This window comes from Knoellia sp. 3-2P3, assembly GCF_029223115.1.
Classification (GTDB): domain Bacteria; phylum Actinomycetota; class Actinomycetes; order Actinomycetales; family Dermatophilaceae; genus Pedococcus_A.
On the sequence record NZ_JARGZE010000003.1, the window covers coordinates 1 to 24,160 of the forward strand.

Here is a 24,160-nt window from a genome sequence, read left to right on the forward strand (position 1 = left end):
GACCTTGCTGCGGCGCGCGGTGGCGGCCGGTGACGAGGTCGGCAAGACGAACAAGACGACCCTGCTGCTGACCATGAGCTACGACGACCTCAAGGCCGGGCTCGGCGCGGCCACCACCCTGGGCGGGCTCGACGCCGGCACCCACCTCGCCCCCGAGACCGTCCGCCGGCTGTGCTGCGACGGCTCCGTCATCCCCATCGTCCTGGGCGGCAAGGGTGAGGTCGTGGACTGGGGCCTGGAGAAGCGGTACTTCACCGACGCCCAGACCAAACGGCTCTGGCTGCGCGACGGCGGGTGCACGTACCCGGGCTGCGACGCCCCGCCGCAGTGGACCGACGCCCACCACCTCGTGCACTGGGCAGACCTCGGCCCCTCGAACCTGTCGAACGCGGCCCTGCTGTGCGAGCGGCACCACACGATCGTGCACACCCGCCGCCACGCCGGCCGAGTCGTCCGCGACGCGCACGGCGAACGGGTCGAGTGGGACCTGGTCCGCGGGTCCTACGAGCTCCTGGCCCGTCGCGCCGCCCAGGAGCCAGCGTGACCCCGCCCCACACCCCGCCTGCCGCCGGCGGGGCCCTCGGCATGTCACTCAGCCGACCACAGGCTGGTCACAGGCAAGTCGGCGAACGGCCTCGCTCCCCCTGAGGCGCCACCTAGCATCGTCCCCGTGGCCCGCACCGACCCTCCCCCAGCACCAGGTCCGGCGCAGCTGGCGGTGAGCCCGCTCCAGGGTCTCCTGCTCGCCGTCCTGTTCCTGGTCGAGGTCCTGTGCCTGGTGGCGGTCGCCTGGTGGTCGGTCGGTCTCGGCGGGGCACTGGGCATCGCCGTCGCAGTCGTCACCGTGTCGGTCATGGTTGCCCTGTGGGGGCGCTACGCCGCGCCGAAGGCCGCCCAGCGGCTGCACGGTCTGCCCCTGGCCGCCTTCATGCTGGGGTGGTTCGCGGTCGGGGGCGTCTGCCTGGCCGCCGTCGGCCACCCCTGGTGGGGCGTGTCGCTCGTGGCCGGCTTCGCCCTCGTCAAGGGCCTGCTTCGACTGACGGGCCACCGGCACTCGGGCTGGGGGTCGTCAGCACCAGCGGCGGTGGAGGGACAGCGCCCGGACGTCGGTCAGTGAGGCCACCTGGTCGACGATGACGCGCAGCGCGGCCGCGTCCGACTCGGCCGCCTTCCAGTCGGCGAGCAGGTCGAGGTCCAGGCGCTCGGCGGGCGACTGCCGGTAGGCGGCCACGAGGTCCCTGACCACCGCCCGCTGGCCGGCCATGACCTCGACGCGCTCCTCGGCATACATGACGAAGTGCGCTGCCGTGGCCTTGAGCACCGCGACCTCGGCGCGGGTCGCGTCGGGCACGACGAGGTCGGCGTCGTAGCGGGTGAGGTCGCCGTCGCCGTGGCGTTCACGGGTGGCGAGCTCGACGGCGAGCACGAACCTGCCGATGAGGCGCGACGTCATGTCCTTCAGCGCGGCGAGGTCGCGCCGCGACCCATCGTAGGCCGTTGGCACAGCGCCCGTCGCCAGCACCCGCTCCAGGGCGGCGCCGAGGTCCTCGGAGCCGAGGTCGGCGGCATACAGCCCGCTGGCCATGGCCAGCACCTGCTCGACGTCGGAGGTGTCGCGCAGCCTCCGCAGGTCGAGCCGTCCCGAGGCCACGGCGTCCTCGACGTCGTGGACCGAGTAGGCGACGTCGTCGGACCAGTCCATGACCTCGGCCTCGAGGCAACGTCGACCCTCCGGGACGCCGTCGCGGAACCACGCAAACACGTCCAGGTCCTCGGCGTACACCCCGAACTTGCGAGTCCCCTCGCCCCCCTCCCCCCGCGCCCACGGGTACTTCGTCGCGGCGTCGAGGCTGGCCCGGGTGAGGTTGAGCCCGGCAGGTCGCCCGTCGGGGTGCACCCGCTTGGCCTCCAGACGCGTGAGCAGTCGCAGCGTCTGCGCGTTGCCCTCGAATCCGCCTATGCCAGAGGCGATCTCGTCGAGCACCTGTTCACCGTTGTGCCCGAACGGCGGGTGCCCGATGTCGTGCGCAAGGCAGGCGGTGTCGACGACGTCGGCGCTGCACCCGAGTGCCGCACCGAACTCGCGGCCGATCTGCGCCACCTCGAGCGAGTGGGTCAGCCGGTTGCGCACGAAGTCGTCGTCACCCGGCTGCACGACCTGGGTCTTGGCGGAGAGCCGCCGCAGGCTGGCCGAGTGCACCAGCCGCGCCCGGTCGCGCGCGAAGTCGTCGCGGTCGGCGCGCTTGTGCACCGGGTCCTCGCGCACCCAGCGCTCCCGGTCGGTGTCGGAGTAGGCCACGGTGCCGACTCTAGGTGGCCTCCCGAGCGGCCCGCGCAGCGCGCTCGACCCACCTCGGCTCCGTGCCGTAGCGCTGCGGCGGCACGAGCCGTCCGTTCGCGCTGTCGTCGATGAGCTGGGCCAGCCGTTTCTCCCGGGTGGCCTCCTGCTTCCCGTCGAGCACCCACGCCGTGACGGCCTTGCGGTAGGTCGGCGTCGCGACATCCCAGAAGGCCGCTGCGGCGGCGTTGGCCCGCAGCCGCTCCTCGTAGCCGTCCGGCAGGGCGAGCTCGCCCTGCTCGAAGGAGTAGACGCCCGACCGGGCGTCACTGCGCCGCTCGAAGGCCGCGACCCCGGCGGGGTGCATGCGCCCCTCGGCAGTCAGGCGTTCCACGTGTCCGATGTTGACCCGGCTCCAGATGCTGCCCGCCTTCCGCGGGGTCCAGCGCTGCCGCACCGTGTCGTCGTCGATGCGCTGGGAGACGGAGTCGATCCACCCGAAGCAGAGCGCCTCGTCGAGGGCTTCGCCGTAGGTCAACCCCCGGTGCGACGCGTGCTTCTTGTACAGCCCGACCCACAGGCCCTCATGGGTCGCGTGGTTCTCCTCCAGCCACGCGCGGAACTCCTCCGGGCCGTCGAAGAACAGCGCTGGACGCTCTGCCGAGCCGCCCGGTTGTCCGACCATGGGGCGAGCCTGCCACGCGGCACCGACAGCCGTCGCCACGAATTGCGCCTCTTCCGGGGGCGGGCGCAGGGTGGAGCCATGAGCCATCTGAGTGGAAAGAGCATCGCTTTCCTCGTCGCCCCCGAGGGCATCGAGCGTGTCGAGCTGACCGAGCCCTGGAAGGCCGTCAGCGACGCGGGTGCCACCCCGGTGCTGCTCAGCACGAAGGAGGGCGAGGTGCAGACCTTCAACCACCTCGACAAGGCGGAGAGGCGCCCGGTCGACAAGACCGTCTCGAGCGCCTCCGTCGACGACTACGACGCCCTCGTGCTGCCCGGCGGGGTGGCCAACCCCGACGCGCTGCGCATGGACGCGGACGCCGTCGCGTTCATCCGCGAGTTCGTGCAGTCCGGCAAGGTCGTGGCCGCCATCTGCCATGCGCCGTGGACCCTCGTCGAGGCCGACGTCGTGCGCGGCAAGCAGCTCACGTCGTGGCCGAGCCTGCAGACCGACATCCGCAACGCCGGCGGTGACTGGGTCGACAAGGAGGTCGTCGTCGACGGCAACCTCATCACCAGCCGGAAACCACACGACCTGCCCGCCTTCACCGGCCACCTGCTCGACGCCGTGGCGCACGGCATCGCCTCGCGGTAGGCGCGACGCCAGGGGGGACGTCCCCCTGAACAGCTGCTGCTCGGCCATCCCACCGGTGGCCGGGCAGCAGCGCTGTGTGGGGCTAGCGCGGCCGCCGCCGATCTCAACCGACGCGGATCTCAACCACCGCAGACCTCAGCCGCCGGAGACCGACAGCTCCGCCTGGGCGACGGCCTGCCGCGCGGCCTCGTTGAGCTCCTGGCTGTCGAGCCACCCCTCGGGCAGGGCGACCTGACGCGGCGACCCGGCCCGTCCCCGCTGGCCCTCGGCCGCGTCCCCCGGCCACGGCGCCTCGGGGTCCATCGTGGCGATGAGGGCGTCGAGCGCCTCGAGCGAGTCGACGAGGGCGAGCTGGTGCCGCACGGTCGAGCCCGCCGGGAAGCCCTTGAGGTACCACGCGATGTGCTTGCGGATGTCGCGGCAGGCCTTGAACTCGTCACCGTAGAAGTCGACGAGGTACTCGGTGTGCCGGCGCATCGTCGCCGTCACCTCGCCGAGCGTCGGCTCGATGCGGGCGGAGGTTCCGGCGAAGGCGGCTGCCAGGTCGGTGAACAGCCAGGGTCGTCCGAGGCAGCCCCGCCCGACGACGACGCCGTCGCAGCCGGTCTCCTCCGCCATCCGCACGGCGTCCTCGGCCGACCAGATGTCGCCGTTGCCGAGCACGGGGATGCTGCGCACCGTCTCCTTCAGCCGGGCGATCGCGGTCCAGTCCGCCTCGCCGGAGTAGGCCTGGGAGGCGGTCCGGCCGTGCAACGCGACCGCCGCGACCCCGGCCCGCTCCGCGATGAGCCCGGCGTCGAGGTAGGTCAGGTGCTCGTCGTCGATGCCCTTGCGCATCTTCACCGTGACGGGGATGCCCGACGGCGAGGCCTCGCGGACGGCGGCCGTCACGATCGCCTCGAAGAGGTCACGCTTCCACGGCAGCGCCGCTCCCCCACCCTTGCGGGTCACCTTGGGCACCGGGCAGCCGAAGTTCAGGTCGATGTGGTCGGCGCGGTCCTCGGTCACCAGCATCCGCACGGCCGCGGCCACCGTGGCCGGGTCGACGCCGTAGAGCTGGATCGACCGCGGGTTCTCCTCCGGGTCGTGCTCGATGAGCCGCATCGACTCCGGCGTCCGCTCGACCAGCGCGCGCGAGGTGATCATCTCGCTCACGTAGAGCGACGTCGCCCCGCTCGCGCCTCCGCGCTCGAGCCCCTCCTGGCCGTACTCACGGCACAGCTTCCGGAACGCGCGGTTGGTGATGCCGGCCATCGGCGCGAGCACGACGGGCGACTCGATGGTGTGGGGGCCGATCTGCAGCGGAGGCAGGACCGGGGTGGCTGCGGGCACGGGTGCGGTGGCGGAGGCGGTGCTGGTCATGGCGCCCGCATTGTCTCAGGTGCTGCGGCCCTCCTCAGAATCCGCGGGGCGGAGACCTGGGGCAGAGACCTCGTGGGCGAAGTCACGCAGCATCGTCGCGACCACGCGCGGGTGGCTGAGCGGCAGCAGGTGCGTCGCGCCCGGCACCACCACGACCCGGGCGTCGCGGCACTGGGCGGCGAACTCCCGCGCGTGCACCCGCAGCTGGTCCCACTGTCCGCTGAGCAGGAGCACGGGGCAGGTCACCTCGCGCAGCAGCCGGGGGTCGCCGTCGGCCATCACCGCTGCCCAGGCATCGGCGGTGGCCTCGTAGGAGTCGCTGCCGTCGAGCACCGTCCGAGCGGTCTCCTCGTCGGTGAGCCGCGTCAGCACCCGGTTCGACAGCCTGGCCATCCGCTCCGGGCCGACCTTCGGGATCAGCGAGGCAAAGGCGCGGTATGCCGCGGCGCCGGGTCCGCGGGGCACCGCGGACGCCCCGATCAGCGCCAGTCCGGCGAGGCGGTCGGGGTGGGCGCCGGCATACGCCATGGCCATGTAGCCGCCGAGCGAGTGGCCGGCAAGCACGACCGGTGCACCCGGCTCCCCTCCCTCGACCGCCTCGGCGAGGACCTCGACGGCGGCCTCGGTGGTGAACGGCTCCCCGGCCCGCGACCCGTGCCCCGGGAGGTCAGGCGTCACGACGTCGAGCTCGGCGAGCACCTCCTCGTAGGCCGGCAGCCGCCACTGGGTGCTGCTCACGCGGGTGCCGTGCACCAGCACCAGCCGGGTCGTCATGCCCCGACGCTACGCGAGGCCGCCGACCCTGCGGTTGGATGTGGCTCATGAGCGCCCTCATCAGCCCCGAGGACCTGCTGGACAGGCTCGACGACATCGTGGTCGTCGACGTCCAGTACCACCTCGGGGCGGTCGGCAGGGGCCGCGACGACTTCGAGCGGGCGCACCTCCCCGGGGCGCACCACGTCGACCTCGACGCCGAGCTCGCCGGCCCGCCCGGGCCCGGCGGGCGGCACCCGTTGCCGACGGCCCACTCGGTGCAGGCGGCGCTGCGCCGCTGCGGCGTCGACGCCGACACCCGGGTCGTCGTCTACGACCAGGGCGCGTGCACGGCCGCCGCTCGCGCGTGGTGGGTGTTCGGCTACTACGGCCTCGGGTTCGTGCAGGTGCTCGACGGCGGGCTGGCCGCGTGGACCGGGGCGGGAGGGCCCGTCAGCACGCAGGTGCCGCCCCCGGGCGCCGGGACCTTCGAGGCGCACGCCGGCGGCATGCCGCTGCTCGACGCCGACGGAGCGGCCGAGGTGGCCCGCCTCGGCGTGCTGCTCGACGCCCGCTCGACCGAGCGCTGGGCCGGCGAGACCGAGCCCATCGACCCGGTCGCCGGGCACATCCCCGGTGCCGTCAGCGCCCCCACCGTCGACAACATGGGGCCGGACGGCCGGTTCCTGCCCCAGCAGGAGCTGCGGGCGCGGTTCACGGCCCTCGGCGTGAGGCCGGGCAGGCCGGTCGGCACCTACTGCGGGTCAGGGGTGACGGCGGCGCACCAGGCGCTCGCCCTGCACGAGATCGGCGTCGAGACGCCGGTCTACGTCGGCTCGTGGAGCCACTGGATCACCGACCCGGCGCGGCCGGTCGCGACGGGCCGAACCCCCTAGCAGCCGACGAGGCGCGCGGCCAGGTAGGACTCGATCTGGTCGAGCGAGACCCGCTCCTGGCTCATCGTGTCGCGCTCGCGCACCGTGACGGCGTGGTCGTCGAGGGTGTCGAAGTCGACCGTGACGCAGAACGGCGTGCCGATCTCGTCCTGGCGGCGGTAGCGGCGGCCGATGGCGCCGGCGTCGTCGAACTCGACGTTCCAGTGCTGGCGCAGCGCGGCGGCGAGGTCCTTGGCCTTCGGCGTCAGGTCGGCGTTGCGCGACAGCGGCAGCACGGCGGCCTTGACCGGCGCGAGACGCTTGTCGAGGCGCAGCACGACGCGCTTGTCGACCCCGCCCTTGGTGTTGGGGGCCTCGTCCTCGGAGTAGGCGTCGACGAGGAAGGTCATCAGCGAGCGGGACAGGCCAGCTGCCGGCTCGATGACGTAGGGCGTGTACTTCTCGCCGCTGGCCTGGTCGAAGTAGACGAGGTCGGTGCCCGAGTGCTTCGTGTGGGTGCCGAGGTCGAAGTCGGTGCGGTTGGCGATGCCCTCGAGCTCACCCCACTCCGAGCCGGCGAAGTTGAACCGGTACTCGATGTCGACGGTGCGCTTGGAGTAGTGCGACAGCTTGTCCTGCGGGTGCTCGTAGTGGCGCAGGTTTTCGGGGTTGATGCCGAGGTCGGTGTACCAGCGGGTGCGCTCGTCGATCCAGTACTGGTGCCACTCCTCGTCCTCACCCGGCTTGACGAAGAACTCCATCTCCATCTGCTCGAACTCGCGGGTGCGGAAGATGAAGTTGCCCGGCGTGATCTCGTTGCGGAAGCTCTTGCCGGTCTGCGCGATGCCGAACGGCGGCTTCTTGCGCGAGGCGTTCATGACGTTGAGGAAGTTGACGAAGATGCCCTGGGCCGTCTCGGGGCGCAGGTAGTGCAGCCCGGACTCGTCCTCGATCACGCCGAGGTAGGTCTTGAGCATCATGTTGAACTCGCGCGGCTCGGTCCACGCGCCGCGGGTGCCGCAGTTCGGGCAGGCGATGTCGCTCAGGGGGATGGAGTCGGGGTCGACCTCCTTGCCCTTCTTCGCCTCCTTCTCGGCGATGGCCTCCTGCATGTGGTCGAGGCGGAAGCGCTTGTGGCACGACTGGCACTCGGTGAGGGGGTCGCTGAACTCGCCGACGTGGCCCGAGGCCACCCAGGTCTCGCGCGGCAGGATGATCGAGGAGTCGAGCCCGACGACGTCCTCGCGGCCGGTCACGATCGACTTCCACCACTGGCGCTTGATGTTCTCCTTGAGCTCGACGCCGAGCGGGCCGTAGTCCCAGGCCGACCTCGTGCCGCCGTAGATCTCACCGCACGGGAAGACGAAGCCCCTGCGCTTGCAGAGGGAGACGACGGTGTCCACGGTGGAGGTCGGTGCAGCCATGCGGAGAAGGTTACCGACCGCCTCCCGGGCGCTCACGCGGGTATGCCGCCTGCTCAGCTGCCGCTGCCCCCTGCCGTAGGGTGCGGGGCGTGTCCTCGAGCTTCCGCACCTCCGTCGAGAAGGCCAGCCTCCCGCTGCTGACCCGCCTGAGCCGCCTCCCCCGGGCCGTGCCCTTCCTCGCCGTCCTGGCCCTGCTGGTGGGCGGCATCCTCATCGCGGACTGGGGCTGGGTGCTCACCGCCCTGGTCGCCCTCTTCCTGGCGTGGATGCTCTACCTCGGCTGGCCGCGCCTCACCGGCGTCGAGCGGCTCATGCGCGTCGCGGTCATCCTCCTCGCGGCCGCGATCGCCGTCACCCAGGCGGTCCCCCGCACCTGAGCCGAGCTGCAGCGCCGCTCACCGGGGACACGGTTTTGACAATCATTCTCATTCCGGATGAGAATGATTGTCATGAAGGCCCGCCTGCTCCCCGCCCTCCTGTCCGCCGTCGCCCTCGCCGGCGTGACCGCGTGCAGCAGCCAGGGAGGTGCCGGCACCTCGGGGGACGGTGACCTCGAGGTCGTCGCGGCCTTCTACCCCCTGCAGTACGCCGTCGAGCAGGTCGGCGGCGACCGCGTCAGTGTCACCGGCCTGACCAAGCCCGGCGTCGAGCCCCACGACCTCGAGCTGACCCCCAAGGCGGTCGCGACCGTCTCCGGCGCCGACTCCGTGGTCTACCTCAAGGGCTTCCAGCCCGCCGTCGACGACGCCGTGGCGGACCAGGCCGCGGACAAGGGCTTCGACGTCACACCGTCGGCGCGGCTCGACCTGGCCGCGCAGCCGCACGGCCACGAGGGCGAGAGCGAGGCCGAGCACGACGCGCACGCCGAGGAGGAGCACGCCGAGGGCAGCGCCGACCCGCACTTCTGGCTCGACCCGCAGCGCTACGCCGATGTCGCCGACGCCATCGCCGCCAGGCTCGCCGAGCTCGACCCCGAGCACGCCGACGAGTTCCGTTCCCGCGCAGCGGACTTCACGTCGCGGCTGACCACTCTCGACTCCGAGTTCAAGGCCGGGCTCAAGACCTGCGACAGCCGCGATCTCGTGACGAGCCACGCCGCGTTCGGCTACCTCGCCGAGGCGTACGACCTCCACCAGCAGGGGATCAGCGGCCTCACCCCCGAGGCCGAGCCCGACCCCGCCACCCTGGGACGGATCGCCTCCTTCGTGAAGGAGGAGGGAGTCACGACCGTCTACGCCGAGACGCTGGTGAGCCGGGCCGTGGCGCAGACCCTCGCGCGCGAGACGGGCGCCCGGCTCGCGGTGCTCGACCCGATCGAGGGCCTCACGGACCAGTCGGCCGGCAAGGACTACTTTGAGGTCATGCGCAGCAACCTCGCGGCCCTCCGCGCCGGCCAGGGCTGTCAGTGAGCGCCGAGCCCTCGGCCGCGGCCGACACACCGGTCATCGCCCTCGAGCACGCCTCCTTCGGGTATGCCGAGGCGCCGGTCGTGCGCGACGTGACGCTCACCATCGCACCGGGTGAGGTCGTGGCGCTGCTCGGCGCCAACGGGTCCGGCAAGTCGACGCTGGTGAAGGGGCTGCTGGGCCTCAACGACCTCATGGGTGGCCGCGCCCGCCTGTTCGGTGTGCCGGTCGAGGACTTCGACGACCACCCCCGCCTCGGCTACGTGCCCCAGCGGCACACCCTGTCGGCCTCGGTGCGCGCCACGGTCGCCGAGATCGTCGAGGTGGGCCGTCTCCCGCACCGGCGCTGGTGGCAGCCCCGGGTGGGCCGGGGCGACGGCCACCTCATCGACCGCTGTCTCGACGTGGTGGGCCTGAAGGACCGCTCGGGGGCCGACGTCACCACCCTGTCCGGGGGCCAGCAGCGTCGGGTGCTCATCGCCCGCGCCCTCGCCTCCCACCCGGACGTGCTGATCATGGACGAGCCCACCGCCGGCGTCGACGCCGCCAACCAGGAGGTGCTCGCCGGGGTGCTGGCCCGCCTCGCCCGCGGCGGCACCACCATGCTCATCGTGACCCACGAGCTGGAGGCGCTGTCCGACATCGTCACCCGCATCGTGGTGATGTCGGGCGGTCGGGTCTCCTTCGACGGCACGCCCGCGCAGTTCGGCCGGGCCCGCGACACCCTGGGCGCCGTCGGGCACGACCACCACCACCCCGACGAGGCTGCACCCGCCTCCGGGCTGACGGGCGCGACGCCCACCGGCCCCCTCGACCCGCGGAACCACACCCATGGCTGAGCTGCTCTCCTACGACTTCATGCGCCAGGCGCTGGTCGCCGCCCTCCTGGTCGGGCTCGCCGCTCCCCTGGTGGGCGTCTTCCTGCTCCAGCGACGCCTCTCGCTCATCGGTGACGGCATGGGCCACGTCGCCCTCGCCGGTGTCGCCGTCGGCGTCCTCACCGGCACCGCGCCGGTGCTGACCGCCCTCGTGGCAGCCGTGGCCGCTGCCGTGGTGATCGAGGTCATCCGGGCCCGGGGCCGCACCAGCGGCGACGTCGCCCTCGCGGTGATGTTCTACGGCGGCATCGCCGCCGGCGTGGTGATCATCGCCAAGTCGCCCAGCGGCAGCCCGGCCAACCTCACGGCATACCTCTTCGGTGCCATCACCACCGCGAACGCCGCCGACCTGTGGGTCTTCGCCGGGCTTGCCGTCGTCGTCGTGGTGGGCACCACCCTGCTGCGGCCGTGGCTGTTCGCCGTGGCCAACGACGAGGAGTACGCCCGCGCCATGGGGCTGCCCGTCACCGGGCTCAACGTCGCACTGGCGGTGCTGACCGCCGTCACCGTCGTGGTGTCCATGCGCGTCGTCGGCCTGCTGCTGATCAGCGCGCTGATGATCATCCCCAACGCCACCGCCCAGCTCCTCGGAGGGAGCTTCCGGGCCTCGGTGCGGTGGGCCGTGCTCATCGGGGTGCTCGCCAGCGTCGGTGGCGTGATCGTCTCCTTCTACGCCGAGACCCCCTCGGGCGGCACCATCGTGCTGCTCGCCATCGGCGCCTTCGTCGTCGTCGCGGCCGGCACCGCGGTCGGCGCGCGCCTGAGGTCGCGCCAGCACCGCCGCGCCGACACGCACCACCAGCACGAGCACGGTGACGAGTGCGGGCACCCGGCCATCGTGCACGGCGACCACGTCGACTACCTGCACGACGGGCACCGGCACGCCGCCCACGAGGGCCACTACGACGAGCACGGCTCCGAGCCCGCAGGCGCGACAGCAGGACACGACCGGGAGGTGGGCCACTGATGGCCGCGACGACGAAGACGGCGTCCGAGTCGGGTCGCCGCCCCACGAAGCAGCGCGCGGCCGTCGCAGCCGTCCTGGCCGACGTCGACGAGTTCCGCTCTGCCCAGGAGCTGCACGCCCTGCTCCGTGAGGCGGGCGAGAAGGTCGGCCTGGCCACGGTCTACCGGACGCTCCAGTCGATGGCGGCGGACGGCTCGATCGACATGCTGCGCACCGCCGAGGGTGAGGCCGTCTACCGGGCCTGCAGCACCGGGCACCACCACCACCTCGTCTGCCGCGGGTGCGGCAAGACGGTCGAGGTGGAGGGCCCCGCGGTCGAGCGGTGGGCCGACAAGATCAGCGAGGAGCACGGCTTCTCCGACGTGCAGCACACCCTGGAGATCTTCGGCACCTGCGCCGACTGCCAGCGCTAGGCGGTGGGCTGGTCGACCGCCCCGCCGTAGCGGCGGTCGCGCTCGGCGTAGGTCTGGATCGCCTCCCACAGGTGGCGCCGGTCGTAGTCGGGCCAGAGCGTGTCCTGGAAGACCATCTCGGCGTAGGCGCTCTGCCACAGCAGGAAGTTCGACGTGCGCTGCTCCCCCGAGCTGCGCACGAACAGGTCGACGTCGGGCATGTCCGGCTCGTCGAGGAAGCGGGCGATGGTGCGCTCGTCGATGGAGCCCGGCTTGAGCTTGCCCGCCTTCACATGCTCGCCGATGCGCCGCACGGCGTCGGCGATCTCGGCCCGGCCGCCGTAGTTGACGCAGAAGTAGAGCGTGAGGCCCGTGTTGTGCCTCGTCAGCTCCTGGGCGACCTCGAGCTCCTTGATGACCGAGCCCCACAGCCGTGGGCGCCGCCCGACCCAGCGCATCCGCACGCCCCACTGGTGCAGCTGGTCCCGCCGACGTCGGATGACGTCGCGGTTGAAGCCCATGAGGAAGCGCACCTCCTCGGGCGAGCGCTTCCAGTTCTCGGTGGAGAAGGCGTAGGCCGACAGGTGCCCGACGCCCGCCTCGATGGCCCCGGCGACGACGTCGAGGAGCGCGGCCTCCCCCGCCTCGTGGCCCTTGGTGCGCGGCAGCCCGCGCTGGTTGGCCCACCGGCCGTTGCCGTCCATGACGATCGCGACGTGGTTGGGCACGAGCTCGGCGGGCAGCCGCGGGGGCGTGGCGCCGCTCGGGTGCGCGAACGGGCGCGCGTAGGGACCGCTCATGCCTGGGCCTCGACGCGCAGCGGGGTCACCTGCGCGGGCGGCGCATCCGGCCGCGGGCCGGGGTCGCGGCGCTCGACCAGCCGCAGTGAGCGCACCCCGCGCTCGAGGTGCCACTGCAGGAAGGCCGTCGCCAGGCCGGTGCCCTCGCGGCGGTGCCGCACCTCGGAGGCGTCGGCCACCGCCCAGTCGCCGGCGAGCAGCGCGGCCAGCAGCTCGAGCGTCTCCGGCGCCGGCGCCGCGGAGCCGGGCGGACGGCATACCGGGCACACCGTGCCGCCGGCGGCGAGGTTGAACGCGCGGTGCGGGCCCTCGGCACCGCACCGGGCGCAGTCGTGGAAGCTCGGCGCCCAGCCGGCGATCGCGAGCGCGCGCAGCAGGTAGGCGTCGAGGACGAGGCCGGGGTCGTGCGCGCCTTCTGCCATGGAGCGCAGGGCTCCTGCGAGCAGGAGGTACTGCTGCAGCGAGGGCTCACGCTCCTCGGTGAGCCGGTCGGCCGTCTCGAGCATCGCGGTGGCGGCGGTGTAGGTCGTGTAGTCACGCGCCAGCACGTCCCCCCAGCTGGCGAGCGTCTCGGCCTGCGTCACCGTGTCGAGGCTGCGGCCCTCGTAGCACTGCAGGTCGACCATCATCGCCGGCTCGAGCCGCGCGCCGAACCGGGACTTGGTGCGGCGCACGCCCTTGCCCACCACGCGCACCTTGCCCTGGGCGCGCGTGAGCAGCGTGACGATGCGGTCGGCCTCGCCCAGCTTCTGGGTGCGCAGCACGATGGCCTCGTCGCGGTAGAGCGGCATGGACCCATTCTCTCCCGACGCGGTCCAAAAGCCGGTATGCCGGGTGCCCGCGTGTGCGCGCACCTCACCGTTGCGCCCTCCCGGCGCCGCCCGGTCGCCTACTGTGCGGCCATGACGTCGTCGTCCGACCCTGCGGCAGAGCGGTTCTTCGATCCGTTCCCCGAGCCACAGCGGGCCGAGGACCGGGGACCGGTCTACGTGCAGCTGCCGTGGCAGCCGCCCATCAACGTGGTGCCGGTCTCCGCCGGTGGCACTGTCGTGCTGGCACGCACCGACGACACCGTGGTGGCGCTCACCAGCCTGGAGGCGTACCGGACGGGCCTCGCGTTCACGGTGCAGACCTGGCAGCGCCCCGGCACCGAGCTCGTCGACGACGAGTGGGCCTGGAGGAACGCGGTCCGCATCGGCGTGCTGCTCGAGGACGGCACGAAGATCGGGGCAGCTCCTGAGGACCTGCCGGCTGACCTGAACGCCCTTCCCGAGACGCCACGCATCGCACGGCTCGGCGGCACCGGCGGAGGTGTCCACGGCAGCATCCAGCACTGGCTGTACCCGCTCCCCACGGGTGAGGGGTGGACCTTCGTCGTCGAGTGGCTGGCGCGCGGCATACCCGAGACGCGAGTGGCGTTCGACGCGCGCCCGGTGCACGAGGCTGCGGCCGCCTCCGCCGGCGAGCTCTGGGATCTGCCCAGGCCGCCCGAGGGCAGGGAGTACGGCTGGTTCGGCTACGCCGGCTGAGCGGCCACGGCCTTGGGGGACTGACCCCACGCGTTGGGGCCCTTGCTGTCCTGCAGCGCGAAGATCAGAACGACGAGACCGCCGATCGGGATGAGCGACAAGAGCATCCACCAGCCGCTGCGGCCGGTGTCGTGCAGGCGTCGCGCCGTCACCGCAAGGCTCGGCAGCAGCAGCGCGAGCGTCACCAGCATCGTGACCGGGCCGTAGCCTGCCGTCTGCGGCAGGCCGGCGGCGCTGTCGATCACGGTCGCCACCACGGCGACGATGAGGTAGAAGAGGACGAACCACCAGTACTCCGAGCGGCGGGCCCGACCGGAGAAGGTCGCGTACTTCGACAACACGGTCTGCACAGCGGTCATGAACGACATCAGAGTTCCCCCTCGTGACACGGCCGACCCTGCGCCGGCCGCTGCTCATGCTGGCGGCGGCGAAGGTGGACGTCGCGGCGACACGCCGCAGACCGTGGTGCACTGCGCACCGCTACGCTGCACCGCCGTGACCTCGATCCAGACCCCCGATGGCCGTGGCTGGCGCGCGGACCGCGTGGGCTCGGCACTGCGCGGTGAGAACCCCACGGTGCTGCGCTGCCTCCCGGGCGGGTTCGCGGTCATGGGTGACGTGCAGTTCCTGCCGGGCTACTGCGTGCTCATCACCGACAACCGCGGCGCGGACCGGCTGACCGACCTGCCGAGGCAGCAGCGACTGGCCTTCCTCGACAGCATGGAGCTGCTCGGCGAGGCGGTGCAGACGGTGTGCGCGCGACGCGACCCCCAGTTCCGGAGGGTCAACCTCGAGATCCAGGGCAACCACGACGCCTTCCTGCATGCGCACGTCTGGCCTCGGTACGAGTGGGAGGGGCCCGACCACGTGTGGCGTCCGGTGGCCCTGCACCCGATCCAGCGGTGGCGCGCACCGGAGCCGGAGACCGTGCTCGGCCCCAGCACGACCACGTGCGCGCAGCCCTGACCGCCGAGCTGGACCGCCTGTCAGCCGGCCGGTTCTGAGCTCAGTCCGAGCCAGTGTTCGTCCCAGAGCAGTGAGAGCGTCGGCCCGCTGAGCTCGAGCCGTGGCCGCGCCTGCAGCATCTCCGCGATCCACTCCTGCTGGCGCATCAGCGTCGGCTCGCAGCCCATGTCGGTGGCGCCGAGGTCGTCGACGACGAGTGTGCTGTCCACGACGCGCACCGACCCGGTCAGCGCGTTGCACCCCGTCGTGGCCCGCAGCGACGTGCCCTCGAAGGTGAGCGCGACCCTCGAGCCCTGCACGGCCGCCGCCGGTGCGCCGACGTCGTTCACCGCGGTCCACGTGCCCTGCAGGACCGCCACGCCGCGGACGGGGACCGAACCGTTCGCGTTGTCCTCTCCGGCGGGGTCGACCAGGCTGCGCACCACCATCGCCAGTCCCAGGGCCGCGACGACCGCGAGCACGGCGACGACGGGGACGAGTCGTGTGGCTGTGCCTCTGGCCCTCATGGCCGTGGGACGCACCATCGGGTGCAGCGGTTCCGCAACGTCACTGCTCGAGGGAGCTCGGGTCGGAGGGGACGTCGACGGCGTGCCCCTGGAGAGCGGCGAGCGGCACCAGCTCGAGCACCGCCTCGTTGGTCGCCGCCAGCACCACCGGCGCGGCCACGCCGTCGGCGCGGGCCCTCGCCCAGTTGAGCGCCGTCACGCACCAGCGGTCTCCCGGCACCAGACCGGGAAACCGGTACTCGGGCACCGGCGTTGACAGGTCGTTGCCGATGCTGCGCTGGTGTGCGAGGAACTCCGCCGTGACCACCGCGCAGATCGTGTGGCTCCCGAGGTCCTGTGGCCCGGTGCTGCAGCAGCCGTCGCGGAAGAAGCCGGTCACCGGGTCGGTGCCGCACGGTTCGAGGTCGCCGCCGAGGACGTTGCGCTCCGCCATCGCCCCAGCATCGCGCCGCAGGGCCGGCGGGTGCCAGCGCACCACGCCGACCCTGCCGACCTGTCTCCAGGGCCGGGTCGCGCTCCTTCCGTGAACCGGCGGGCGTGGTGGAGACTCGACACGTGGCCGGATGCTGTGACCCGCGGGGGTGCGACCAGATGTTCGGTTCCGGGTTCTCCGGGCGGATGGCCAAGAGGTACCGACGCCGGGGCCTGGACCGGACGGCGACGCGCATGGTCGACTTCCTCGCCGCCGACGGCCTGGCCGGCGCCACGGTCCTCGAGATCGGCGGCGGCGTCGGCGAGATCGGCCTCGAGCTCCTGCGCCGCGGTGCCGCGAAGGTCGTCTCCCTCGAGCTGTCCACCGCCTACGACGACGACGCGCACCGGCTGGCGCAGGACGCCGGAGTGGCCGACCGGGTCCAGCGGCGCATCGTGGACATCGCCGCGACGCCGGACGAGGTGGGGCCGGCAGACGTGGTCGTCCTCCACCGGGTCGTCTGCTGCTACCCCGACCACGAACGGCTCCTCGGTGCGGCGGCCGACCACTGCCGCCACCGACTGGCGTTCAGCCACCCACCTCGCAACCTCGGCAGCCGCGCGCTGTTGGCTGCGGAGAACGCGTTTCATGCCCTCATGGGCCGCGAGTTCCGCACCTACGCCCACCCTCCGGCGGACATGCTGGCGGTGCTGGCGGGGCACGGCCTTCGACCGGTGTCCACCGAGCAGAGCGGGATGTGGCGGGTGCAGGCGCTCGCCCGGTGACCGGTGGATACCGCCCAACCACTAGAACAGGTGTTCGAACCTGTCGTAGGGTGGGCGGCATGAGCATGGCACTCCAGGGCTCGTTGCTCGACGTCGCCGACCGCCTCGAGCTGCGCTCGCTCGGCAGCGGCCTCCAGCGCACCCTTCTGACGAGAGGCGCCTGGGTCGACTACCGACCCGGGTGGCTGGCCGGGGCGGACGAGCTGTTCGACCACCTGCACCACCACGTGCCGTGGCACGCCGAGCGACGCGAGATGTACGAGCGGATGGTCGACGTGCCGCGCCTGCTGAGGTTCTACGGCGAGGGTGAGGCCCTCCCCCACCCGGTGCTCGTCGAGGCGCGCGAGCAGCTGAGCCGCCACTACACCGGCGAGCTCGGCGAGCCTTTCGTCACCGCCGGCATGTGCCTCTACCGCGACGGCCGCGACTCGGTCGCGTGGCACGGCGACCGCATCGGCCGCGCCAGGGACCTCGACACCATGGTCGCGATCCTCTCCGTGGGGTCGGCGCGATCGCTGATGCTGCGACCTCGCGGCGGTGGCGAGTCGCTGGGGTTCTCCCTCGGCCACGGCGACCTCGTCGTGATGGGTGGCTCGTGCCAGCGCACCTGGGACCACTGCATCCCCAAGACCGCCAAGACGGTGGGGTCACGGATCTCGATCCAGTTCCGCCCCCGCGGCGTGCGCTGAGGGAGCCACCCCCGACTTCGCGCAATGGCCCCTCGCCCGGGGTCGCGCCGCGGCACACTCGTGCTGGACGGGGGGTGGGGGCATGCGACAGCGCCGAGCCGGTCTCGCCATGGGTGTCGCCACGGCCGCCGCGCTCTCGGCCTGTGCGGTCCCCGCCGCTCTGCGCGGTGACGACGACCCGCCCGGGTGGGAACGTCTCGCGCCCGACGGGTTGACCGTCACCGGCCCCGTCGAGCCCTACCAACCGGGGCGGCTGCTGGCGTCGGGCCGCCTGCACGGACGCCCCTGCCTGGTGGAGCTGACGGTCGAAGGGGCCGCACGCTGCCTCCCGGACGGCGACTTCCCGCCCGCAATCCCCTCTGCCACAGCACTTTCCACCAACGGTGACGTCATCCTCGCCGTCGAGTGGCAGGACATGGGCGACGCGACGCCACCCGTCGTCTGGGCCGGCGACGACGTCAGGCTCGCCCGCGAGTCACTGGCGCCCGGACCCGACGGCAACGCCACCGCGTTCGTCGACGCCGCCACCTCCGACGACGAGGCGATCGTGGTCGGCACGGTCCCCTCAGTCGCGTGCCCGCACGGCGCCGTGTCCGCCTGGACGCTTCGCTCGCCCGGGCTGACCCCGTTCGGCGCACAGGGCCCCTGCGTCGACGCGGGCAGCCCCTCGCCCCTCCGGGCGGACACCGGCGACGGGTGGCTTCTCGTGGCCGGCCCGCTGTTCGCCCCCGGCACGGTGCCCTCCGCCAGTGGTGTGACCCAGACCTGGTTCGCCACCGCCGAGGACGAGGAGTGGAGCACGGCCGAGTGGCACCACGTCACGACGACCGACGCAGCCGACCTCGTCACCGATGTGGTGGTGGCCGTGGATGGGGTGGTCGCCGGCAGCCGCGCGGGCCGACCACTCCTGGTGACGGTCTCGGGTGACCGCGCGACCACCGTCGACGTCCCCGACGACCAGCTCGACTCCACCTCGCCCACCGTGCTCGTCGCCGACCCCGGAGTGGGCGGCCAGCCGGTCGTGCTGGCCGTGCAGGCCCTGCGCGGCACCCGGGTGTGGACCCAGCGCCAGGACGGCTGGTATGCCGTCGACGGCCCCCGCGGGCTGCTCACCTCCGCGGTCGAGATGGAGGACGCGACCTACCTGGCCGTCCGCGACGACGCCGGCGAGGTGACCCTCTGGGTGCGCCGTCGCACGGCCACGGACGCCAGCCCACCGGCATACCGCGCGCAGCGCTGAGGCGGCCCACCTGGCGCACCCCAACCGGCTGCGCAGGGCCTGGTCGTTCCTCCACACTGTCGGGGTGCACAGGGGGCGGGTGAGGCGCGGTCGTGCGGTCGCGGTGGCAGTCACCGCGGCGGCGGCAGTGGCAGTGGTGACCGGGTGCGGTGGCTGGGCCCCCACCCCGGCCACCCCGGCGCCGACGTCGGCCACCGGCAGCACCGGCGCCGGGACGGCCTGGCGTGAGGTGCGGCTCGACGGCGCCCGCCCGGTCGGCCCGCTCGTGCCCGACGGCGGCCGCGGCGTGCTCGTGCCCGCCGAACGTCCCGGCCCGACGGGCTGCCTGGCGTTCGTGTGGGGCGGGCAGTTCCGCGGCTGCCTCGAGGACAACGTGACCGAGCCGCACCCGATCGGCCGGCCGATGGTCTCGGCCAGTGGGAACGTGCTCACTGCCGAGACCGACTCGCCGACACCCCGGGTGTGGGTGGGAGGCGATTGGGGAGACGGTGGCTCGACAACGCTCGGCGCCGCCGAGCGCGCCCTCGTGACCCACGGCGGGGCGTCCGACGACGACCTGGCCCTCTTCGGCAGCGCCGTCACGGCTGCCTGCCCCGACGGGGCGCTCGCCGTCTGGATGCCCGACCTGTCCGACTGGCGGGTCAGGGGCGGCGTGGACGCCTGCGTCCACCGGGAGCAGCGCGCCGGCGTGGTGGGCTCGGTGCGCGACGGTGCCGTGCTGGTCTCCGGGCCCGATGTCCGCGGCAGGCCGCAGGCCTGGCTCGTCAGCACGGACACCGACTCGTGGGACGACGCCACGTGGCAGCGCGTCCCGCTGCCCGAGGTGCTCGAGCGGGTCACCGACGTCGAGTACACGTACACCAGCACGCTCGCGGGCACTGGAGGAGAGCGCGCGGTCGTGGTGCTCGACGGCGCCGAGCCGACCCGGGTGGCCGACGAGCGGGTGGACCTGCGGCACCCGACGGTGCTGATCGCCGACGACGGCTTCGTGGACGACCCCGTGGTGGCGCTCCAGGGCCCCGCCGGCCCCCGGCTCTGTCGGCTCAGGGCGTCGTGGACCTGCGTGGACGGCCCCCGCGGGCAGCTCACCGGAGCCGAGGTCAGCGAGTCCCTGGTCTACCTGACCGTCAGCGACGACCACACCCGCGTGTGGCAGGCCGACACCGCCGACCTGTTCGACCACTGAGGGCCCGACCCGGGGCGGACCCGCGCCGCCGCTACTCCCGGCCGGGCCAGCCGGTGTAGGCCTCCGCGAGGAACGTCGAGCCGGCCCTCGAGGTGACCACCGACGTCAGCTCGCCGACCTGCCGCCGCACGTCGAAGTCCGAGGCGTCGGGGAGCCGGTGCAGCATCGTCGTCATCCAGTAGGAGAAGTGCTGGGCGCGCCAGACCCGCTGCAGCGCCCGCTCGCTGTAGTCGTCGAGGGCGTCCCGGTCACCGGCGACGAACCGCTCGAGGCAGTCGTGGAGCACCCGCACGTCGGCGAGGGCGAGGTTCAGCCCCTTGGCGCCGGTGGGCGGCACGGTGTGGGCGGCGTCGCCGGCGAGCACCATGCTGCCGTGGCGCATCGGCTCGCAGACGAAGCTGCGGAAGGGCAGCACCGTCTTGTCGGTGATGCGCCCCTCCTTCAGGCGGAACCCGTCTCCGACGACCCGCTCCTGCAGCTCCTCCCAGATGCGGTCCTCCGGCCAGTCCTCCACCCGCTCCGTCGGGTCGCACTGGAAGTACATGCGCTGCACCGACTCGGTGCGCTGGCTGATCAGGGCGAAGCCACGGTCGGAGTGCGCGTAGATGAGCTCCGGCGCGCTGGGGGGCGCCTCGCAGAGGATGCCGAACCACGCGAACGGGTACTCGCGGAAGAAGTGCCGGCGCTGCGCCTCGGGGATCTCGTGCCGGCAGATGCTGCGCGAGCCGTCGGCCCCGACGAGCACCGAGCACCGCACCTCACTCGCCCGGCCGTCCGCGTCGGTGAAGGTGATCCGTGGCTCGTCGGTCGTGACGTCGTGCACGGCGACGTTGCTGACGCCGAAGCGCACGTCCCCGCCGTCGCGCTCCCGGGCTGTCGCGAGGTCCATGAAGACGTCGGTCTGGGGGTAGAGCCAGACCGACTCCCCCACCAGGTCCTTGAAGTCGATGCGGTGGCCGGTGCCTCCGAAGCGCAGCTCGATGCCCTCGTGCTCGTGGCCCTCGCGCAGCACCCGGTCGGAGACGCCGGTGTCGACCAGCATCCGCACACTGTCGTGCTCGAGGATGCCGGCCCGCACCGTCTCCTCGATCTCGCGGCGGGTGCGGTTGTCGACGACGACCGAGCCGATGCCTGAGCGGGCCAGCAGGTGCGAGAGCATCAGGCCGGCCGGGCCACCGCCGACGATGCCGACGGTGGCCCGGGTCAGGGCCGACGTGGGTGCGCCCATGCGGGCAGCCTAGAAGGGGTAGGGCGTGATGGAGCCCTGCATCGTGACCCACTGGGTCTCAGTGAAGGCCTCGACGTTGGCCTCGACACCGCCGAAGCGGGTGCCGGTGCCGGAGAACCCGACGCCGCCGAACGGCGCGGTGGGCTCGTCGTCGACGGTCTGGTCGTTGATGTGCACGATGCCCGAGGGAATCTGGCCGGCGATGTCCCAGGCTTTCATGACGTCCCTGGTCAGGATCCCGAGCGACAGGCCGTACTCGCTCTGCGTGGCCAGGGCGATCGCCTCCTCGACCGTCGAGAACCGCGCCACCGGCGCGACCGGACCGAACACCTCGTCGGAGAAGGCCGGGTGGTCGTAGCCGCTCTCGGCGAGGACGGTGGGTCGGTAGAACAGGTCCTCGTAGGTGCCGCCCGCCGCCAGCCGAGCCCCCGCAGCCTGCGATCGCGTGACGAGGTCGTGGATGCGGTCGCGCTGGTGCGCGTCGATCACCGGGCCGAGGGGCGCCTCCGAGGTGGCCGGGTTCCCGACCGGGATGTGGTCGGCGGTGGCCGCGAGGCGCTCGACGTACTCGTCGTAGATCCGCTCGTGCACCAGGTGGCGACCGGTCGTCATGCAGATCTGGCCCTGGTGCAGGAAGGAGCCCCATGCACCGGCCGACACGGCTGCCGGCAGGTCGACGTCGTCGAGCACGATGAGGGCGTTGTTGCCGCCGAGCTCGAGGTGGGCACGCTTGAGCAACCGGCCCGCGGCCTCGCCGACCTTGCGACCGGCAGCCGTCGAACCGGTGAAGGAGATGATCCGCACGCGCGGCTCCTCCACCAGCGCGCTGCCGACCTCGACGCCGCCGGGGAGCACGTGGAACAGGCCCTCGGGCAGGCCCGCCTCCTCGAGGACCGCGGCGAGGAACAGGCCACCGGAGACGGCCGTGCGCGGGTCGGGCTTGAGGATCACCGCGTTGCCGGTCGCCAACGCCGGTGCGACCGACCGGCTGGCCAGGATCTGGGGGAAGTTGAACGGCGAGATGACGCCGACGACACCGGCGGGCACGCGCCGCGCCAGGCTCAGCCGGGGCTGGGCGGTGCGCAGCAGCTGGCCGTACGGCGCCTCGGCCGTGGCCGCACCGGTGTGGAACTCCCCCGCCACCAGGCTCGCCTCGAAGGCGGCCTTGCCCTGGCCCGAGCCGGCCTCTCGCACGAGCCAGTCGGCGAGCACGGGGGCGTGCTCCTCGACGAGGCGAGCGGCGTTGCGCATCACCCGCGCCCGCTCCGTGTAGGGCAGAGCGGCCCAGTCCCGCTGGGCCTTGGCAGCCACGTCGACGGCGCGGGCGACGTCGTCGGCGGTGGCCACGCCGAAGGAGCCGATGGTGGTGCCGGTCGCGGGCTCGACGACGTCGTGCGCCCCCGCGGCGCCACCCGTCCAGCCCGAGCTGTAGAGCCGGCCGGACCAGCTCTGGGGATCGAAGAACGTCATGCGGTGCCTCCTGGTGTGGGGTCGTTGACTTGGGCTGCTGTGGTCATGGTCCCTCTCACGGCTCGCGGGCGTCATGGCTGGAAGTGGGCGCCCGCCTCGACGGCGACCTCCACCACCAGCGGCTCGGTGCGGCCGGCGAGCCCGGCGCAGATGTCGGGCAGGGTCGCGGCGAGCTCGGCGGCACCCTCGATCCGCACGGCCCGCACGCCGAACCCGGCGGCGAGCGTGGAGACCGACACCTCCGGGAAGGCCGGCCACGGCGCCTTGCCGCCCCGCCGGTCCGCGAGGCGGTCCATGACGGCATACCGGCCGTTGGCCAGCACGAGGAACACGGCGCCGACACCGCGGTGCGCGGCGGTCCACAGCGCCTGGATGGAGTAGAGCGACGAGCCGTCTCCGACGACGGCGAGCACAGGGGTGTCGGGCCGGGCCATCTTGACGCCGACGGCCGCCGGCAGCGCGAACCCCAGACCGCCCATGGCCGCGGACAGGAAGCCCATGGGCACCCGTGCCGGCACCATGGCCTGCAGGGCCGGGCGTGACGACGGTGACTCCTCGATGAGCACGGTCTCGCGCGGCAGGTGCTCGGCGAGCACCGCGAAGACGTCCTCCGGGCGCAGGGCGCCCTCGCGGGCAGGCTCCGCCGGGGTATGCCGCCGGCCCGCCTCCGCCGCGGCGCTCGCCGCGCGTGGCTCGGATTCCGCTGCACGGGAACGGTTCTCGTCCAGGCGCCTGGCCAGCTCCCGGGCCACGGTGGCGGGGTCCGCCACGACGGACAGCAGCGCGGGTGAGCGCACCGCCTCGGCGAGGTCGCTCGTGACGACGACGACCCGGGTCGCTTCCGGCACGAGCGGGCCCTCCTCGTAGGGGTACTGCCGGATGGCGGCCGCGCCGAGGACGAGCAGCAGGTCGTGGCCGGTGAGCACCTCGCGCAGGCGGGTGCGGTCGGCGGGCAGCTGACCGGCATACGCCGGGTCGGTCTGGTCGAAGCCGGCCCGGGCACCGAAGGGTTCGGCGTAGACCGGCGCGTCCGTCGCCCTCGCGAGCCGGCGCACGGCATCCCAGCCCGCGGCGGTGTCGACCCCGGCCCCGGCCAGCACGGCCGGCGACCGCGCACCGGCCGCGAGACGGACCACCTCGTCGAGCTCGGCCGGGAGGCCGGAGGGTGCGGTCACCAGCCGCTGCGGTGCGGCCACCGCGTCGGGCGCCGCCGGCTGGTCCCAGTCATCCATGGGCACCACGAGCAGCACCGGTCCCTGCGCGGCCTGCGCCCGGTGGGCGGCCCGGGCGATCGCCGACGGCACGTCCCCGGCCCACACGGGGGCGAGGACCTCCACGGGGTAGTCCCCCGCCAGGCCGGCCAGCCGGCCTGCGAGGAACGGCTCGAGCGCCAGGTGCCGGCGGTCCTGCTGGCCGACCATGACCACGACCGGCGCCCTGTTGACGCGCGCGGTGGCGATGGCGGCGACGGCGTTGCCCAGGCCGGCCGTGGTGTGCACGAGCGCCAGGGCCGGGCTGCCGGTCGCCAGGGCGTGCCCGGTGGCGATGCCGACCACGGACGCCTCGTGCAGGGCCAGCACGAAGTCGAGGTCGTCGGGCAGGTCGGCCAGGAAAGGCACCTCGGTCGACCCCGGGTTGGAGAAGATCGTCGTGAGCCCGACGTCGCGCATCACCGCGAACGCTGCCTCCCGCACCG

General features: G+C 73.1%; 28 protein-coding genes. 15 read left to right on the top strand and 13 right to left on the bottom strand.

Going from position 1 to position 24,160, the window contains the following annotated elements:
* Both P0Y31_RS10130 and P0Y31_RS10135 read left to right on the top strand, forming a co-directional pair.
* On the top strand, positions 1–544 hold a 544-nt coding region (locus P0Y31_RS10130), incomplete at its 5' end, for an HNH endonuclease signature motif containing protein (RefSeq protein WP_275868969.1).
* 126 nt (positions 545–670) lie between these two features.
* Positions 671–1,117 carry a YrdB family protein gene (locus P0Y31_RS10135; protein WP_275868972.1) on the top strand — a complete coding sequence of 149 codons (447 nt, stop codon included), beginning with the start codon at positions 671–673 and terminating at the stop codon, positions 1,115–1,117.
* Here the strand turns inward: P0Y31_RS10135 and P0Y31_RS10140 are convergent.
* Together P0Y31_RS10140 and P0Y31_RS10145 are read right to left on the bottom strand one after the other, a co-directional pair.
* Positions 1,070–2,299, bottom strand: coding sequence for a deoxyguanosinetriphosphate triphosphohydrolase (locus P0Y31_RS10140; protein WP_275868974.1), 1,230 nt, complete (start codon positions 2,297–2,299; stop codon positions 1,070–1,072). The genes P0Y31_RS10135 and P0Y31_RS10140 overlap by 48 nt on opposite strands.
* A gap of 10 nt (positions 2,300–2,309) precedes the next feature.
* Positions 2,310–2,963 carry a YdeI/OmpD-associated family protein gene (locus P0Y31_RS10145; RefSeq protein WP_275868976.1) on the bottom strand — a complete coding sequence of 218 codons (654 nt, stop codon included), beginning with the start codon at positions 2,961–2,963 and terminating at the stop codon, positions 2,310–2,312.
* Positions 2,964–3,041: 78 nt separating this feature from the next.
* Between P0Y31_RS10145 and P0Y31_RS10150 the strand changes: the two genes are divergently transcribed.
* Positions 3,042–3,596, top strand: a complete 555-nt coding sequence (locus P0Y31_RS10150; protein ID WP_275868978.1) for a type 1 glutamine amidotransferase domain-containing protein — start codon at positions 3,042–3,044, stop codon at positions 3,594–3,596.
* Positions 3,597–3,731: 135 nt separating this feature from the next.
* Here P0Y31_RS10150 and dusB read toward each other — a convergent pair whose 3' ends face one another.
* Both dusB and P0Y31_RS10160 read right to left on the bottom strand, forming a co-directional pair.
* Positions 3,732–4,958 (bottom strand): tRNA dihydrouridine synthase DusB, encoded by a 1,227-nt coding sequence (dusB, locus tag P0Y31_RS10155; RefSeq protein WP_275868980.1) that lies wholly within the window; start codon positions 4,956–4,958, stop codon positions 3,732–3,734.
* Positions 4,959–4,973: 15 nt separating this feature from the next.
* A complete protein-coding gene (locus tag P0Y31_RS10160) occupies positions 4,974–5,732 on the bottom strand; it encodes an alpha/beta hydrolase (protein WP_275868983.1) in 759 nt (252 codons plus the stop codon).
* A gap of 47 nt (positions 5,733–5,779) precedes the next feature.
* On the opposite strand from P0Y31_RS10160, the gene P0Y31_RS10165 reads away from it, so the two are divergent.
* On the top strand, positions 5,780–6,607 hold the full coding sequence (locus tag P0Y31_RS10165) for a sulfurtransferase (RefSeq protein WP_275868985.1): 828 nt from the start codon (positions 5,780–5,782) through the stop codon (positions 6,605–6,607).
* On the opposite strand, the gene P0Y31_RS10170 is transcribed toward P0Y31_RS10165, so the two are convergent.
* Positions 6,604–8,010 carry a glycine--tRNA ligase gene (locus P0Y31_RS10170; protein ID WP_275868987.1) on the bottom strand — a complete coding sequence of 469 codons (1,407 nt, stop codon included), beginning with the start codon at positions 8,008–8,010 and terminating at the stop codon, positions 6,604–6,606. The two genes, P0Y31_RS10165 and P0Y31_RS10170, sit on opposite strands and share 4 nt — an antisense overlap.
* An 89-nt stretch (positions 8,011–8,099) precedes the next feature.
* Between P0Y31_RS10170 and P0Y31_RS10175 the strand changes: the two genes are divergently transcribed.
* The 5 genes from P0Y31_RS10175 to P0Y31_RS10195 all read left to right on the top strand — a co-directional run bounded on the left by P0Y31_RS10175 (position 8,100) and on the right by P0Y31_RS10195 (position 11,674).
* On the top strand, positions 8,100–8,387 hold the full coding sequence (locus tag P0Y31_RS10175) for a DUF6703 family protein (protein ID WP_275868989.1): 288 nt from the start codon (positions 8,100–8,102) through the stop codon (positions 8,385–8,387).
* A 72-nt stretch (positions 8,388–8,459) separates the two neighbouring features.
* Complete coding sequence (locus tag P0Y31_RS10180) at positions 8,460–9,419, top strand: metal ABC transporter substrate-binding protein (RefSeq protein WP_275868991.1); 960 nt, start codon at positions 8,460–8,462, stop codon at positions 9,417–9,419.
* A complete protein-coding gene (locus P0Y31_RS10185) occupies positions 9,416–10,255 on the top strand; it encodes a metal ABC transporter ATP-binding protein (protein ID WP_275868993.1) in 840 nt (279 codons plus the stop codon). The genes P0Y31_RS10180 and P0Y31_RS10185 overlap by 4 nt, the downstream gene beginning before the upstream one ends.
* The gene (locus P0Y31_RS10190; RefSeq protein ID WP_275868995.1) at positions 10,248–11,261 is read left to right on the top strand and encodes a metal ABC transporter permease; all 1,014 of its coding nucleotides are present in this window, start codon (positions 10,248–10,250) and stop codon (positions 11,259–11,261) included. Before P0Y31_RS10185 ends, P0Y31_RS10190 begins: the two co-directional genes overlap by 8 nt.
* Positions 11,261–11,674: a Fur family transcriptional regulator gene (locus P0Y31_RS10195; protein WP_275868997.1), complete on the top strand. Its 414-nt coding sequence runs from the start codon at positions 11,261–11,263 to the stop codon at positions 11,672–11,674. The genes P0Y31_RS10190 and P0Y31_RS10195 overlap by 1 nt, the downstream gene beginning before the upstream one ends.
* On the opposite strand, the gene P0Y31_RS10200 is transcribed toward P0Y31_RS10195, so the two are convergent.
* Both P0Y31_RS10200 and recO read right to left on the bottom strand, forming a co-directional pair.
* Positions 11,671–12,453: an isoprenyl transferase gene (locus P0Y31_RS10200; RefSeq protein WP_275868998.1), complete on the bottom strand. Its 783-nt coding sequence runs from the start codon at positions 12,451–12,453 to the stop codon at positions 11,671–11,673. The genes P0Y31_RS10195 and P0Y31_RS10200 overlap by 4 nt on opposite strands.
* Positions 12,450–13,244, bottom strand: a complete 795-nt coding sequence (gene recO / locus P0Y31_RS10205; protein ID WP_275869000.1) for a DNA repair protein RecO — start codon at positions 13,242–13,244, stop codon at positions 12,450–12,452. The genes P0Y31_RS10200 and recO overlap by 4 nt, the downstream gene beginning before the upstream one ends.
* 111 nt (positions 13,245–13,355) lie before the next feature.
* On the opposite strand from recO, the gene P0Y31_RS10210 reads away from it, so the two are divergent.
* Positions 13,356–13,982: a hypothetical protein gene (locus P0Y31_RS10210; RefSeq protein ID WP_275869002.1), complete on the top strand. Its 627-nt coding sequence runs from the start codon at positions 13,356–13,358 to the stop codon at positions 13,980–13,982.
* On the opposite strand, the gene P0Y31_RS10215 is transcribed toward P0Y31_RS10210, so the two are convergent.
* Positions 13,970–14,350: a DUF805 domain-containing protein gene (locus tag P0Y31_RS10215; protein ID WP_275869004.1), complete on the bottom strand. Its 381-nt coding sequence runs from the start codon at positions 14,348–14,350 to the stop codon at positions 13,970–13,972. The genes P0Y31_RS10210 and P0Y31_RS10215 overlap by 13 nt on opposite strands.
* A 127-nt stretch (positions 14,351–14,477) precedes the next feature.
* On the opposite strand from P0Y31_RS10215, the gene P0Y31_RS10220 reads away from it, so the two are divergent.
* Positions 14,478–14,948 (top strand): diadenosine tetraphosphate hydrolase, encoded by a 471-nt coding sequence (locus P0Y31_RS10220; protein ID WP_275869006.1) that lies wholly within the window; start codon positions 14,478–14,480, stop codon positions 14,946–14,948.
* Between the two features lie 20 nt (positions 14,949–14,968).
* Here P0Y31_RS10220 and P0Y31_RS10225 read toward each other — a convergent pair whose 3' ends face one another.
* Both P0Y31_RS10225 and P0Y31_RS10230 read right to left on the bottom strand, forming a co-directional pair.
* Positions 14,969–15,454 (bottom strand): META domain-containing protein, encoded by a 486-nt coding sequence (locus tag P0Y31_RS10225; RefSeq protein WP_275869009.1) that lies wholly within the window; start codon positions 15,452–15,454, stop codon positions 14,969–14,971.
* Positions 15,455–15,494: 40 nt separating this feature from the next.
* Positions 15,495–15,887: a DUF2237 domain-containing protein gene (locus P0Y31_RS10230; RefSeq protein ID WP_275869011.1), complete on the bottom strand. Its 393-nt coding sequence runs from the start codon at positions 15,885–15,887 to the stop codon at positions 15,495–15,497.
* Positions 15,888–16,045: 158 nt separating this feature from the next.
* Between P0Y31_RS10230 and P0Y31_RS10235 the strand changes: the two genes are divergently transcribed.
* From P0Y31_RS10235 to P0Y31_RS10250, 4 genes are all read left to right on the top strand, one after another.
* Positions 16,046–16,651 carry a methyltransferase domain-containing protein gene (locus P0Y31_RS10235; RefSeq protein WP_275869013.1) on the top strand — a complete coding sequence of 202 codons (606 nt, stop codon included), beginning with the start codon at positions 16,046–16,048 and terminating at the stop codon, positions 16,649–16,651.
* A 59-nt stretch (positions 16,652–16,710) separates the two neighbouring features.
* Positions 16,711–17,340 carry an alpha-ketoglutarate-dependent dioxygenase AlkB gene (locus P0Y31_RS10240; RefSeq protein ID WP_275869016.1) on the top strand — a complete coding sequence of 210 codons (630 nt, stop codon included), beginning with the start codon at positions 16,711–16,713 and terminating at the stop codon, positions 17,338–17,340.
* An 82-nt stretch (positions 17,341–17,422) separates the two neighbouring features.
* Entirely contained in the window at positions 17,423–18,580 is a 1,158-nt protein-coding gene (locus P0Y31_RS10245) for a hypothetical protein (RefSeq protein WP_275869018.1), read from the top strand.
* 79 nt (positions 18,581–18,659) lie between these two features.
* On the top strand, positions 18,660–19,766 hold the full coding sequence (locus tag P0Y31_RS10250; RefSeq protein WP_275869020.1) for a hypothetical protein: 1,107 nt from the start codon (positions 18,660–18,662) through the stop codon (positions 19,764–19,766).
* A gap of 31 nt (positions 19,767–19,797) precedes the next feature.
* Here P0Y31_RS10250 and P0Y31_RS10255 read toward each other — a convergent pair whose 3' ends face one another.
* The 3 genes from P0Y31_RS10255 to P0Y31_RS10265 form a co-directional block, all read right to left on the bottom strand.
* Entirely contained in the window at positions 19,798–20,994 is a 1,197-nt protein-coding gene (locus tag P0Y31_RS10255; protein ID WP_275869022.1) for a 4-hydroxybenzoate 3-monooxygenase, read from the bottom strand.
* A 9-nt stretch (positions 20,995–21,003) separates the two neighbouring features.
* Positions 21,004–22,464 (bottom strand): benzaldehyde dehydrogenase, encoded by a 1,461-nt coding sequence (locus tag P0Y31_RS10260; protein WP_275869024.1) that lies wholly within the window; start codon positions 22,462–22,464, stop codon positions 21,004–21,006.
* Positions 22,465–22,535: 71 nt separating this feature from the next.
* The gene (locus P0Y31_RS10265; protein ID WP_275869026.1) at positions 22,536–24,158 is read right to left on the bottom strand and encodes a thiamine pyrophosphate-dependent enzyme; all 1,623 of its coding nucleotides are present in this window, start codon (positions 24,156–24,158) and stop codon (positions 22,536–22,538) included.
* Positions 24,159–24,160: the final 2 nt, after the last annotated feature.